The sequence below is a fragment of the Commensalibacter sp. Nvir genome, assembly GCF_963921845.1.
GTDB lineage: Bacteria > Pseudomonadota > Alphaproteobacteria > Acetobacterales > Acetobacteraceae > Commensalibacter.
Genome location: NZ_CAWUGZ010000052.1, coordinates 1 through 13,058 on the forward strand (window position 1 = coordinate 1; position 13,058 = coordinate 13,058).

Here is a 13,058-nt window from a genome sequence, read left to right on the forward strand (position 1 = left end):
CTTTTTAATGGATTAAAAACCTGGAGATTGCTGAAAGCCAGAGAACAAGAAGTTCCCCCCTATATTATTTTTCATGACTCGGTAATAAAAGAGATTGCTTTATTAAGACCTTGTAATTTTGAACAGTTAAAAAAAATAAAAGGCATTGGAAACAATAAATTAGAACGTTATGGACAATCCTTATTAAACTGTATCAAAGATATAAAGTAGTTCAAATTGTTAAATGTTTTATTAATTAAATGTCCTTATTTTCCAAATATTGAAAAATTTTAATATAGATTGTTTACAACAAAAATTAAGTTTTTTTACTAAAATGCACCACCATTACAGCCAATATTTTTATAGGAATTAGCAAATAATCACTTGATTTTTAAACGAATTTCAATCATATAGACATGTATTAAGTTGATTTGATAAATTCACACGTAAAGCCAATGCCACTGGTGTTTGTCTATGATTGGCACTTTACGGAGGTATAACCAGAAAGAGAGGATGCACGCCATGGCGATGCCAAACTTTACTTTACGTCAGCTGCTCGAGGCTGGCATTCACTTTGGACACCACACACGTCGTTGGAATCCAAAAATGGCTCCATTTTTATTTGGAGTACGAAATCAAGTTCATATTATTGATTTACAGCAAACTGTTCCTATGTTGGATCGTGCGTTGCGCGCAATACGTGATACCGTAGCAAATGGCGGCCGAGTACTTTTTGTCGGTACAAAACGTACGGCTTCTGAACCTATTGCAGAAACGGCTAAACGTTGTGGTCAATACTATGTTAATCATCGTTGGCTTGGCGGAATGTTAACCAACTGGAAAACAATTACTAACTCAATTAAAAGACTACGTCACATTGAAGATACCTTAAATGGCGATACCCAAGGACTGACCAAAAAAGAGATTCTACAATTAACGCGTGAGCGTGAAAAACTTGAGCGTTCATTGGGTGGTATTAAGGAAATGGGCGGCTTGCCTGATATTCTTTTCATTATTGATACAAATAAAGAAAAACTGGCTGTTCAAGAAGCTAATAAACTTGGTATTCCTGTAGTAGCTGTTTTAGACAGTAATTCTGATCCTGCTGGTATTACGTATGCGATACCAGGAAATGATGATGCCTTACGTTCCATTAATTTATATTGTGAGCTTATAGCAAGTGCGGTACTTGATGGAATTTCTGCAGAACTTGGGGCTGCTGGAGAAGATCTTGGAGCATCAGAAGAGTTACCATCAGAAATTATGGTTGAATCTGTTGTTATCGAAGAGAGTCCAGATTTGCCTGTATAAAATTGCATTGGATAAATTAATCAGGCGGATTCATGTCGCCTGACCGTTGTTTCAATTTTAGGCAGATAACTGGTTTTACATTTTAAAGAAAAGAGGATCATCATGGCACAAATTACAGCTGCATTGGTCAAAGAATTGCGCGAAAAAACAGGCGCAGGGATGATGGATTGTAAGAAAGCTCTGAACGAAAATTCTGGTAATATAGAACAAGCTATTGATTGGTTAAGAACGAAAGGCCTTGCCACTGCTGCAAAAAAATCGGGTCGCGTCGCTGCTGAAGGTCTTATTGGTATTGCAACCTCTGATCGTAAAGCTGCTATGGTAGAGATTAACGCAGAGACAGATTTTGTTGCTAGAAATGAACAGTTTCAGCAATTTGTTGAAGATGTTGCTCAAGTTGCTTTGCAGACAGGTGCTGATTTAGAAGCGCTTAAAAATTCATTAATGAAGAATGGAAAATCGGTTGCAGAAAACCTTACTAATCTTGTGGCCACCATTGGTGAACATATGACGCTTCGTCGGGTGCAAGTGTTAGAAGTTCCATCAGGAGTAGTCTCAAGTTACATTCATTCTGCATTAAGACCAGGACTTGGTAAAATTGGGGTGTTGGTTGCACTTGAATCGGATTCTGAATCGGAAGATTTAAATGATCTTGGTCGCAAAATAGGAATGCAAGTCGCTGCTGTGCGTCCTATTTCACTCAATATTAATCAAGTTCCGGTAGAGGCATTAGATCGTGAGCGTTCTATTTTCTCTGAACAAGCCAGAGCTTCTGGTAAACCCGAACATATTATTGAAAAAATGATAGAGGGTAGAATTCGTAAATTTTACGAAGAAGTTGTTTTGCTTGAACAAGTATGGATCCATGACGGTGAAAGCAAAGTAAAAACAATTGTAGATAAAAGTGGCTCAAAATTGATTGCGTTTGAACGTTTTCATCTTGGTGAGGGAATTGAAAAGCAAGAAAATGATTTTGCTGCCGAAGTTGCTCAAGCAGTTAAAGGATAATTTTTTTTCTTTTTATCTATGGGGATATCATGCTTAATTGGTCATCCCCATGTATAATTTTAAACAGCCGTTTATATGGTGAAGTAGACGGTATCGTTAGTGTACTATCTCTTGAGTATGGTTTCTATAAGGGTATCGTTAAAGCGGTTGTATCGCGCAAACAATCTCCTATTTGGCAAGTAGGAAATTTTGTTGACGTTCAATGGAGTGCACGGACTCCTGAGCAATTGGGTTATTTCAAAGGCGAACTGGTCAGGCCTAATTTTGCCTTAATTTCTTCAAAACCATTTGAATTTATAGTTTTATCATCTGCATGTTCTATTATTTTTTATTGTTGTTTTGAACATCAACCGGTAATTAATATTACGAAACATCTCTTTAGACTGATCACCTTATTGAGTTTAAATGAATCGCTTCCAATAGCGAAGGTAATAACAGAGTATGTTCGTTGGGAAATGGTTTTGTTATCAGAGCTAGGGTATGGATTGGATTTATCTGCCTGTATGGCTTTTAAAGAAAAAAAGACGTATTGGGTTTCTCCTAAAACAGGAAAGGCAGTAACAGAGGAAACAGCAGGCATCTGGAAGCCACGTTTGTTTAAAATGCCTACTTTTTGCATTGACCCTGAAATTAACAGTGATGTTGACGATTGGACGGATGGATTAAATTTGACTGGGTACTTCCTTGAAAAACATGTATTCAACTCTGCCAATAAAACCTTACCTCAAGCTCGAACCTTATTGATAGAAAAATTAAAAAGAGAATAATTTTTAATTTAAGAAAAACAATTATGGATTCTTACTTCAAATTTTTTCATAAAACTATCAAATTTCTTGCCAGTTGCTTTTTTTTTAAACATTCTTAATAGTTACAGTTATTAAAAAAAAGAGTTGGAGGGCTATAATTTATGTTTAAACTTCTAAGCCATTCGTTTAAAGAAGGCGATGAAATGCCAAAGAAACATAGATTTAATGGCATGGGACATGATGGTAATAACATATCTCCATCGTTGTACTGGGAAGATGCACCTACAGAAACTAAGAGTTTTGTTCTTACGTTGTACGATCCCGATGCGCCAACAGGTTCGGGTTGGTGGCATTGGGTGGTTGTTAATATTCCAGCAACCGTTTCCTATCTGGAAGAAAATGCTTCAGTGAAATCAATGCCTGAAGGATGTATTCAAGTTAGAAATGATTTTAGTTTCTACAAATATGGTGGTGCTGCACCTCCTCCAGGGAAAAAACATCATTACATATTTACAGTCCACGCGTTAAACGTTGAAAAACTTGATGTAAATAAAGATGTATCCCCCGCATTTGTCGGTTTTAACGTCCATAACGATTGTTTGGGATCAGCTCAGTTAACGTGCGTATTTGAAAAAAAATAGTTTCAGTTTTTTTACGAGTAGATAACATTTATTTGCCTACTCGTAGATAAAGCAAAATCAAACATCGTCGCTATAGGATTTAAGAAGCATTAATAACTTCTGCTCCTCCGACGGCATGACATACATAAAAGCTTTCCTTCAATCCGGAGCGACTCTCATATTCTTTCTCCACTGCTTGTCGGATATTGTCGACTTGTTCGGTTGGCGCTAATGCAACAACACATCCCCCAAAGCCTCCTCCCGTCATGCGGACGCCCCCTTGCTCGTTAAGGACGTTTTCTATAATCTCTACCAAGGTATCGACAGCGGGTACCGTAATTTCAAAATCATTTTTCATTGAATGATGACTTTGTTTCATAAGCTTGGACATGGTGGCTAAATCATTTAATCTTAATGCATCTGCAGCTTTGAGAGTACGATCGTTTTCAGTAATGACATGACGTGCTCTTTTATAAACAACATCACTCATTTTTGATTTATTTTTTTCCAACAAATCCATAGTTGCATCTCTAAGCTTATTTACGTGTAGGATATGAGCAGCTTCTTCGCATTGTTCACGTCTCGCATTGTATTCGCTACTAACTAAACCGTGCTTGACATTACTGTTTACAATGACCACTGAGATTCCTTTGGGTAGAGGGACAGACTGGGTTTCAAGACTTCGACAATCAATAAGTAGGGCATGGTCTTTTTTTCCCAGCGTGGATATGAATTGATCCATAATACCGCAATTGCATCCAACAAATTTATTTTCAGCTTTTTGGCATTGTTTCGCTAATTGTTTCGGTTCAATGGTTAAATTAAATTGTTTTTTTAATGTTGTGGCAATAGAAACTTCTAAAGCAGCAGAACTGCTCAATCCAGCTCCTAACGGTACATTACTACAGATAACCAAATCAAGCCCAGCAATATGAGGGTAAAGTTCTTTTATGTGTATAAAAACACCCCGAACGTAATTGGACCACCCGTGTTCTTTAGAATGTTCTAAAGGTTTATCAAGAGAAAATTCATCATTCTCATTAAAATTAACCGTTAACACCCGAACTTGGTTGTCTTGTCTTTTACTGCTGGCGATTACAGTACAATAGTCAATAGCACAAGGAAAAACAAATCCATCATTATAATCGGTGTGCTCACCAATTAAATTTACTCGGCCAGGAGCCCTAACAAAACATTGAGGTTGATAATGAAAGAAATTTTCAAATTCAGTGCGTGCTTTCTGGAGTAAAGACTTCATGTTATGTTTTCCTTGTAATGAATTGTACTTAAAATTTTTAATTTATTTGCTGCTTGTTCAGGGGTGAGATCACGTTGGACTTGCGCCAACATTTCGTAGCCAACTAAGAATTTTTTAGTCGTAGCGGATCGCAACAGAGGGGGGTAAAAATGAGCATGCAGTTGCCAGTGGTCTTTTGTGTCAGACGTATAAGGGGCTCCATGCCATCCCATAGAATATGGAAAGGAAGTGTTGAATAAATTGTCGTATTTTGTAGTGAGTAATTTTAAAATTTTTGCAAGATCTTTTTTTTCTTCCTCAAACATGTCTTGAAATTGTTTAAGGTGTCTTTTGGGTAATAAAAGAAGTTCGAAAGGCCAAGTAGCCCAATAGGGTACAATAGCGACCCAAAACTCGGTCTCAACCACCACGCGCTCTTGATTGATTAATTCCTTTTTTACATAATCTAATAAAAGAGGTTGCTTGTAGTTTTTATAATATAATTTTTGGTTGTTATCCTCTATGTTTATTTCGTTGGGTATAAAATCACTACTCCATAGTTGCCCATGAGGATGAGGGTTTGAACACCCCATTGCAGCCCCTTTATTTTCAAATATTTGTACCCACTTATAGGTTTTTCCTAAATCTGTTGCTTGCTCGATCCAAGTGCTAACAATATGTTCAATTTCACAAATGTTCAATTCTGGAAGTGTTTTGCTATGATCGGGAGAAAAGCAAATTACACGACAGCGCCCCCGTACACTTTGAATTTTAAACAAAGGGTCATGGTCATTGTGATAAAAGGGAGTATCGGGTAGCATAGCTTGAAAATCGTTATCAAAAACATAGGTCGAGGTATAATGAGGGTTCGTCTCACCACTGATACGTTTGTTTCCTTGACAAAGAAAACAATTGGGATCGTAATCTAGACCTTTTGCCAAATTTGGAGGCTCTGTCTGTCCTTGCCAAGGCCTTTTAGCGCGATGGGGAGAAACAAGTACCCAATTCCCTGTCAATGGGTTATAGCGTTGATGAGGATGATCGTCAGCACAAAAATTAGTCATAATTTATTCGGTTACCTTATGATGTTAGACAAATCCTTGAGGATTATTACGTTGCCAATTCCAAGAATCTTTAACCATATCTTCTAATTGGAGTTTAGTTTGCCAACCCATTATTTGTTTAGCTTTATCAGCATTAGCCCAATACGCTGGTAAATCTCCTTCTCGACGGGGTGCAAAGTGCCACGGTAATTTTTTACCAAAAACGGTTTCAAAAGCAGAAATTACTTCAAGAACGCTTGTGCCTTTTCCTGAACCAAGATTGAAAATTTGTATATTGTTGGCATTATTGTTATTTAAGGCGGCGACATGACCCTTAGCTAAATCCATTACATGTATATAATCACGTACGCACGTGCCATCTGGTGTATTGTAATCGTTGCCAAATACAGCAAGCGAAGGACGTTTTCCAATAGCAACTTGAGTAATATAGGGCATTAAATTATTAGGTATACCTTGAGGATCTTCGCCAATTAATCCTGATGAATGTGCGCCGACTGGATTAAAGTATCTGAGTAAAGTAATGGACCAGTTTTTTTCGGCTTTAAATAAATCTTGCAATATTTTTTCGATGAACAGCTTACTTCTTCCGTAAGGCTGAGTGGGTTCACCTGTTTGCATTGTTTCGACATAAGGGATAATGGGTTGTGTACCATAAACTGTGGCAGAGGAGCTAAAAATGATTTTTTTAACATTTGCTTTTTTCATGGCTTTTAATAAGACAAGCGAGCCATAAATGTTATTATCATAATATTCTAAAGGTTTTGTTACGGATTCACCTACTGCTTTAAGTCCAGCAAAATGAATCACACTATCGATTTCATTTTCATTAAAAATTTTTTCTAAAATTGTTTGATTTCTTATATCGCCTAAGTAAAATTTCGGGCGTTTCCCTGAAATTTCTTTAATGCGATCCGTCACAACTTCTTTGCTGTTACAAAGATTATCAACAATAATAGGTTCGTATCCTTGATCTATTAACTCAACGCAGGTATGACTTCCAATATATCCAGAGCCGCCTGTAACTAGAATTTTCATCGTATAATGAACCTTGCTTATAAAGATTTATGATCTGAGATATTAAGGTTAAATGAATACTATACACAAGATTAAGTAGTTATTTTTCTTAAATATATAAGAGGAAGGTCAATAATAGAATAAAACTTATGTAAACAGTTAGCTTCAGGAAAACCAATGATGAAAACCTCACGAATTGTTTTGGTTTTGGTAGCAATAAATGGTTTTATTGTAGGATGTACGGATCAAGTCAAATCGGTTGGAACTCCCCTAGCTTGGAAACAGAAACAACAGATGATTATAGTGTTGACTCAAAACTGGGATTCAAACCAAGGTGTAATGTTTCTTAATGAAAATAAAAACGGGAAATGGGTTACTTTTCCAGAAACTTTTGTTGTTTCGTTAGGAAAGAAGGGGCTAGCTCGGGATCCTTATCTTTTGAATAAACCTATTCAAAAAGTAGCTATTAAAAGAGAAGGGGATTACCGCAGTCCTGCAGGCTTATTTTATTTAGGAGAAAGTTTTGGTTATGAAAATCGTCGTTTTTTCTCCTACCCTTATCGTATGGTAGGTAAAAACGATTACTGTATTGATGATCCTGGATCGGAATTTTATAATAAAATTATTGATATTACTTACGTTAAAAAAATAAGCTTCATTAAGTCAAAAGAGCCTATGAGACGGGATTTAATTGTCGAAGGAGACAAACAATATAAAATAGGAATATTTATTCAGTATAATCCCTATAATCTTCCTTATAAGGGGAGTTGCATTTTTATACATGTAAAGAAAAATAATATAACCTCTTCAACGGCTGGATGTACGGCTATGAATGAAAAAGATCTTAATTATTTATTGTATTGGTTAAGGGCATATTATCGTCCAATTTACGTTCTTTTACCGATTTCCGAATATAATTCAAGAAAGAAAAATTGGAATCTCCCTCAGCTAGATGATGTAACAATTAAAAAAAAATTTATTGAGAAATAAACTATGGTGCGCCCTGCTGGATTCGAACCAGCGACCCACAGCTTAGAAGGCTGTTGCTCTATCCTGCTGAGCTAAGGGCGCATAGATTATTAATGAGTCCAATTCATTTTTCTACGATTGTGAAAGTTTTCTTCATAATCCTTAACGACATAATGGACTTCTCCAGGGTCGTCAATTTCATAGAGAATAGAATGTCGTTTCGCATATAAGACAGCAAGTTCTTTGGTTGGAAAAGATAAGGTGATTTGACATCGAGTATCTTTACTTCCTATCCAACCCATTAACGGGTCATGGTGTCGAGGTGCTGTATGACCGTAATCGAATACCCAAAGATGACTTCCGTACGAACCAGACTGCGTAACTTTTTTTTCACGTTTGTAGATACGAGCCTTTATCATGTTATTCTCTTTATTTCCCAAAATATCTATTTACATAGATAGTAATCGGTGGTCGGGGAGCCCGGATTCGAACCGGGGGCCTCTTGTACCCAAAACAAGCGCGCTAGCCAGGCTGCGCCACACCCCGAATGAGTTTTTAATTAAAGGGTTACGATCGAGAAGGCAAGCGTTTTTTTAAAAAATTACCAAAAATTTATTTGTTAGACTAGGGTATATGGGGTTTTACGTCCCATGGAAATAAAACCCAAGTATTTTGTTCTACCTCCTTGATAAATTCATGTACGTAAGGTTTACCCTCTGGTTTAGCATAAAGGCAGGCAAAATAAGCTTCAGGCAATATTTTCTTGATAGTTATGGCTGTGTTACCCGAGTCAACTAAATCATCTATAACTAAATATCCGTTACCTTTATGATCAATATTGGGTTCTTTAAGAACTGAAAGCACCCCTTGCTTTTCATTGTCGTAACTTACAATAGAAAAAGTTTCAATAAATCGACATCCTAATTCGTAAGAGATAATTGCTGCTGGGGCAAGACCTCCACGTGTTACGGCAATGATGCCTTTGAAAGATTTGGCAGACAACGATCGAGCTAATAGATAAGAATCATAATGTAATTCTTTCCAGGATAAAATTTTATATTGTTTCATTAATAAAGCAAACCACCATTTGGAATGTTACTATCAGGTTGTATAAGCACGTATAAACCGCGGCTATTGGGCATAGAAAGTAAAAGAATATTGGAATTTTTTTTATTTGGCATTTCAGTATTAAAATTTATAATGGCGCACACATGTTTGCCAATTAATGAATGTGCAGGTATGTTCGGATAAAAACGGTAATAACAGTTTTTCAATCCTATAATGGATCCAAAATTAACTTTCAATACATAGTTTTTTTGCGAAAAAACTGTTTTTACATTAACAATAGTACCCACACGTATATCAAAAGAGTATTTATATTTCTTTAGCATGAGTTATATACATTGTTATTGCTAGACGGGAAAGATTAATCGTTTAAACATTTATAATGTTAATCTATATTATTCAACTAAAAACAAGCTTCAATATATTGAACTGAACGTAATGCGTTTGTGCTAAGTTTATTGTATTAAAAAGAATGTTGATTACGATTGAGTGAGCAGACTGTATGAAAAATGTATTTACTTTTAAAAGAATGCTAGTTAAAATTTTCGCTGCTTCGTGCTTTTTTTATTTAGTAAGCTGTAGCTCATCGTCTACCCTTATACAAAGGATGAGTATAACCCCTCAGCGTTTAGCTCAGCAAGCAATACAGTCTCGAACCTATGCAACTAATAATTTAACGGATATCTTACGTGCAGTTGCAATGGTTATGCAGGATCAGCATTATACAATACGGGAAGTTAATGTTCATTTGGGAACAATTATTGCCGATCAAACCAATGAGCTAGGAAGACCTTTAGAAATATTTGGAACCCCCCTGACGTATTTTGATTCCCCTAATTATCCGATTGTTGATTTTACGTTTGGCGCTCCTTTCTTTTCTTTTGGGCCGGACCCTGATTTACCTTATGTACAACGTCAGTTAAGTTCTGCGTTCGCTATCGTTTATCCTAATGAAGAAAAACAAGGTTCTACTTTACGATTAACATTCTCGGCACGAAGTTTTTTGAATAATGGTCAGTTGGCTAAAGTATGGACCATAGATAAACCATTAATGTATCAAAATTTCTTTAACGATGTTACAAAAGCTTTATACTTACAAGGTTCTAAAATTAAATGAAAAAAGGTTATGGCTTAGTAGTTTTTACGTTTTTGGTAGGTTGTGCAGCGCCCAAACCTGAATCGCTACAACTTGTGGATATGCCTGTACTTCAATTGCGTACAATTCAATCGCAACAATTTAAACAACAAAACAATTTTATAGCAATGCAAGCCGTTGTTAAAACCTTATCAATACTTAATTTTCAAATTACCCGTATTGATGAGAGTTTGGGACTTATCGAAGCGATTCAACTTGAAAAAAATCATATTACGCAAGTTGAGGTCCTCGTTCGAAAAGATAAAGGGAATGGAATAAAGGTACGGATCAATATTAGAGCGGATCAAAAAGTGGTAACGAATTCCCAAGTTTATCAAAGGTTTTTTGAATCGTTGTCAAAAACGTTAGAATAAATGTCATAGCTGGTAGATGTTAAATTACTGCTTAAAATTGGGTTTTAACCTATTGCACTAATTTACTTATGATAAATTTATAAAAAAAATCTTTTCTTACGAGCGTTAATTTTTCACTAAAACTTAGATATAATATTTCAAAACTTACTCAATACAGTTTATGTTCATTGAGAAACGTAGATTGAGAAAGTTTGCTAAAAAAATTTTGGTAAAACTTAGGATCGTCATCGAGTGGGTAATTATTTCTTCTTGCAGAAATTCTTACTGTAATTGCTCCCTCTATCGGTGCCATTGTTATGGTAATCTCAGTAAGTGAGTGAGCATATTGTGTTGCATTAACAAAACCAATAGTATTATTAATACGATCAATTCCATACCCCATATCTTGTAAAGTAGAAATGACAGCTTCTGTCAATTTCTCTTGAGAAGCTCTGTAAGTACGGGATTGCACTGCCCTTAACGCAAGTGTTTGTGTGTCTTGAGCTTGGCAAGTAGGTATAGACAAACTTGTTAGTAAAACTAAAGAGAAAATCTTTCCTATTATGAGAACAAGTTTAAATACTGGTGGATTCATTGCTAAAAATTGCTATAACGATATGAGTAATCTTTAACTTGTTTTTGACCATCAAATTTAACAATTAACGTGAGTGTACGTTGGGATGTGGTTGAGGTGTTCGCAGAATTATTCAATCCAAGAATTAATATTGTTGTCCAGCCCCCTGAGTTGCTATGGGCTCGCATAGTTGAGATACGGTCATAAATCCAAACTTCTTGATGATTATCGTCTGAAGTGACAATATTAGGTGGACCAAAAATTTCTACAACGGATGCACTACTCATTCCTTTATGCAATTGACTTTCTATCATACCAAGTGTCAACCGCGCATCAGCATTTTGTGCGTTTTGTATATTATTGATTTGCTGAGGCGCTGATTGACAAGCTGCTAATAAACCAACGATCGGCAGTAAAGCATATTTTAGATAACGCATGTGTTTCTCTAACAAATTAAATATAAACGGTTAATCTAAGTTTAAAAGTATTTTGTCTAGTTGAAAAGATTTTCTTTTTTCAAAAATAAAGATTTTGATAAAGGATTGAAAAATTCTTGCTGATAAAAAACAGGATCCGTAACCAGTTCATAGCCTGTGGAATTAAATGAAAAAACATGTTGGTTGGAATAATTTTGAGCGTTTGCTCGAACAGTGAAAAGATGGGGTCCTTTGTTGTAAATTATAATCGTTAATAAGATATTACCATCACGCTGAGCAGTGATTTCGTAATTACTGTTATTAACTTTTAGGATATTATATCCTTGATCTTGTAAAGTCGTGATCACTGTTTGCAAAAGATACGCTTGGTCAGGGGCTTCAAAATTTCTTGATTCGTTGACTCTTTTTTGCATCGTTGCCAACGATGTACGCGATGAATCCAAAGCGCAAGAACTTAGTATAAACACAGAACTTATCGCTATATATTTTATTATAAAAGAAAAGATCGCTTTCATCACGAATTTCTTTCTAAATGTAAAGCATAGGAAAATGCATTGAAAAATTGTTGATAAGTAATGGGAGTTTTTATGCTTTCAGAACTTCTCGGGAGTTGGCCAGCTAAGTTCGTACCTTCCTCCCCGGAAAAGAGGTCGGATTGAGATAATGAGAGTCTAGCGACAAGAGTTTCGTTATCTTTGGTGTCCGGGGTTAATGTGAAAGTAGCTTGAATAACACTATTTTCATTCGGGTGGATTTGATCAGCCTTTATTAAGCCGAGTTGTTTTGAACTTTCATTTGTGATGAAACCCAAATCTTGAAACGCGGCCAATGCAGCCATAAGTGCTTGCTCTTTATTGGTGTTTTTATAAATTCTTGTTTGTAAAGCGCGTATTTTTAAAGTCGATACAGCTTGCGGGTCATTTGCTTGAGCTGTTATCATATGGAGGGGAAAAATTAAGAAAAGGCTCACCGCTAACACATGCTTTTTTTTCATAAAAATATTCTCTGTGCTTAAACTAAAGGTTTTATATTACTACAAAATTAATGAATAAGTCACTTTTTGAAAAAAGGTCGACTTTATCGTTTACTCCCCTTGATTTATAGATAAATTTTTTTAATTATGCCGATAAACGTTATAGATTTTATTAATCGCATATAATGTGTAATGAGGTAAATATTGATATTTGTAAATTTTTTGCTCTGTTACTACAAATGAGACTAAAAATTGAACAGGATGGATTGTATTTTGCGCCTTAAATTTGTAGTTGGCCAATAAGGAGTATTGCTTAGTTTTAAAAAAATGAATGTAAAAAAATTAAAGGTTTAGCAAATACTCCGATTATCATAAAAAAGGAATTGTCAAAAACACATGGAATAGAATTGTTTGTTTCATTTGTAAGATAAGTATATGTTGTAAAAACAAATATTTAATTAATTAATTTATAGAATTGAAATAAAAATTAGTTTATTTTTTCATTTATGGCGAAAAAAAATAATATTTATACGTTGAAATAATTATTATTTTACTTCTTTAACCCAATTGTAT

At 35.4% G+C, this 13,058-nt stretch carries 18 protein-coding genes and 2 tRNA genes; 8 read left to right on the forward strand and 12 right to left on the reverse strand.

Annotation, left to right across the window (positions count from 1 at the left end):
* From AABE15_RS03890 to AABE15_RS03910, 5 genes are all read left to right on the forward strand, one after another.
* A partial coding sequence (locus tag AABE15_RS03890; protein WP_338329969.1) for an HRDC domain-containing protein occupies positions 1-210 on the forward strand: 210 nt, incomplete at its 5' end.
* A gap of 291 nt (positions 211-501) precedes the next feature.
* On the forward strand, positions 502-1,290 hold the full coding sequence (gene rpsB / locus AABE15_RS03895; RefSeq protein WP_338329970.1) for a 30S ribosomal protein S2: 789 nt from the start codon (positions 502-504) through the stop codon (positions 1,288-1,290).
* 102 nt (positions 1,291-1,392) lie between these two features.
* Positions 1,393-2,298 (forward strand): translation elongation factor Ts, encoded by a 906-nt coding sequence (gene tsf, locus AABE15_RS03900; RefSeq protein WP_338329971.1) that lies wholly within the window; start codon positions 1,393-1,395, stop codon positions 2,296-2,298.
* A gap of 29 nt (positions 2,299-2,327) precedes the next feature.
* Positions 2,328-3,065 (forward strand): DNA repair protein RecO, encoded by a 738-nt coding sequence (gene recO, locus AABE15_RS03905; protein WP_338329972.1) that lies wholly within the window; start codon positions 2,328-2,330, stop codon positions 3,063-3,065.
* 140 nt (positions 3,066-3,205) lie between these two features.
* Positions 3,206-3,685 (forward strand): kinase inhibitor, encoded by a 480-nt coding sequence (locus AABE15_RS03910; protein WP_338329973.1) that lies wholly within the window; start codon positions 3,206-3,208, stop codon positions 3,683-3,685.
* A 79-nt stretch (positions 3,686-3,764) separates the two neighbouring features.
* Here the strand turns inward: AABE15_RS03910 and galK are convergent, their stop codons facing one another.
* Genes galK through galE form a run of 3 tightly spaced genes read right to left on the reverse strand, consistent with a single transcriptional unit; the run spans position 3,765 to position 7,000 of the window.
* Positions 3,765-4,922, reverse strand: coding sequence for a galactokinase (gene galK, locus AABE15_RS03915; protein ID WP_338329974.1), 1,158 nt, complete (start codon positions 4,920-4,922; stop codon positions 3,765-3,767).
* Positions 4,919-5,965 carry a galactose-1-phosphate uridylyltransferase gene (galT, locus tag AABE15_RS03920; protein ID WP_338329975.1) on the reverse strand — a complete coding sequence of 349 codons (1,047 nt, stop codon included), beginning with the start codon at positions 5,963-5,965 and terminating at the stop codon, positions 4,919-4,921. The genes galK and galT overlap by 4 nt, the downstream gene beginning before the upstream one ends.
* Before the next feature lie 24 nt (positions 5,966-5,989).
* The gene (galE, locus tag AABE15_RS03925; protein WP_338329976.1) at positions 5,990-7,000 is read right to left on the reverse strand and encodes a UDP-glucose 4-epimerase GalE; all 1,011 of its coding nucleotides are present in this window, start codon (positions 6,998-7,000) and stop codon (positions 5,990-5,992) included.
* Positions 7,001-7,156: 156 nt separating this feature from the next.
* Between galE and AABE15_RS03930 the strand changes: the two genes are divergently transcribed.
* Positions 7,157-7,969 carry a L,D-transpeptidase family protein gene (locus AABE15_RS03930; RefSeq protein ID WP_338329977.1) on the forward strand — a complete coding sequence of 271 codons (813 nt, stop codon included), beginning with the start codon at positions 7,157-7,159 and terminating at the stop codon, positions 7,967-7,969.
* A 4-nt stretch (positions 7,970-7,973) separates the two neighbouring features.
* Here the strand turns inward: AABE15_RS03930 and AABE15_RS03935 are convergent.
* The 5 genes from AABE15_RS03935 to AABE15_RS03955 all read right to left on the reverse strand — a co-directional run bounded on the left by AABE15_RS03935 (position 7,974) and on the right by AABE15_RS03955 (position 9,339).
* Positions 7,974-8,050: transfer RNA gene (locus AABE15_RS03935), tRNA-Arg, on the reverse strand.
* Between the two features lie 8 nt (positions 8,051-8,058).
* A complete protein-coding gene (locus AABE15_RS03940; protein ID WP_338329978.1) occupies positions 8,059-8,367 on the reverse strand; it encodes an NADH dehydrogenase ubiquinone Fe-S protein 4 in 309 nt (102 codons plus the stop codon).
* Between the two features lie 49 nt (positions 8,368-8,416).
* Positions 8,417-8,494 (reverse strand) — tRNA-Pro (locus AABE15_RS03945).
* Positions 8,495-8,572: 78 nt separating this feature from the next.
* Positions 8,573-9,016 carry a xanthine phosphoribosyltransferase gene (gene gpt, locus AABE15_RS03950; protein WP_338329979.1) on the reverse strand — a complete coding sequence of 148 codons (444 nt, stop codon included), beginning with the start codon at positions 9,014-9,016 and terminating at the stop codon, positions 8,573-8,575.
* Positions 9,016-9,339, reverse strand: coding sequence for a hypothetical protein (locus tag AABE15_RS03955; protein WP_338329980.1), 324 nt, complete (start codon positions 9,337-9,339; stop codon positions 9,016-9,018). The genes gpt and AABE15_RS03955 overlap by 1 nt, the downstream gene beginning before the upstream one ends.
* 176 nt (positions 9,340-9,515) lie before the next feature.
* On the opposite strand from AABE15_RS03955, the gene AABE15_RS03960 reads away from it, so the two are divergent.
* Positions 9,516-10,130 (forward strand): hypothetical protein, encoded by a 615-nt coding sequence (locus tag AABE15_RS03960; protein WP_338329981.1) that lies wholly within the window; start codon positions 9,516-9,518, stop codon positions 10,128-10,130.
* A complete protein-coding gene (locus tag AABE15_RS03965; RefSeq protein ID WP_338329982.1) occupies positions 10,127-10,522 on the forward strand; it encodes a hypothetical protein in 396 nt (131 codons plus the stop codon). The genes AABE15_RS03960 and AABE15_RS03965 overlap by 4 nt, the downstream gene beginning before the upstream one ends.
* Positions 10,523-10,670: 148 nt before the next feature.
* On the opposite strand, the gene AABE15_RS03970 is transcribed toward AABE15_RS03965, so the two are convergent.
* From AABE15_RS03970 to AABE15_RS03985, 4 genes are read right to left on the reverse strand one after another with little or no spacing between them, the layout of a single operon-like run.
* Entirely contained in the window at positions 10,671-11,096 is a 426-nt protein-coding gene (locus AABE15_RS03970) for a hypothetical protein (protein ID WP_338329983.1), read from the reverse strand.
* Positions 11,097-11,098: 2 nt separating this feature from the next.
* The gene (locus AABE15_RS03975) at positions 11,099-11,512 is read right to left on the reverse strand and encodes a hypothetical protein (protein WP_338329984.1); all 414 of its coding nucleotides are present in this window, start codon (positions 11,510-11,512) and stop codon (positions 11,099-11,101) included.
* Between the two features lie 56 nt (positions 11,513-11,568).
* Positions 11,569-12,027 (reverse strand): hypothetical protein, encoded by a 459-nt coding sequence (locus AABE15_RS03980; RefSeq protein WP_338329985.1) that lies wholly within the window; start codon positions 12,025-12,027, stop codon positions 11,569-11,571.
* Positions 12,027-12,506 (reverse strand): hypothetical protein, encoded by a 480-nt coding sequence (locus AABE15_RS03985; RefSeq protein WP_338329986.1) that lies wholly within the window; start codon positions 12,504-12,506, stop codon positions 12,027-12,029. The genes AABE15_RS03980 and AABE15_RS03985 overlap by 1 nt, the downstream gene beginning before the upstream one ends.
* Positions 12,507-13,058: the final 552 nt, after the last annotated feature.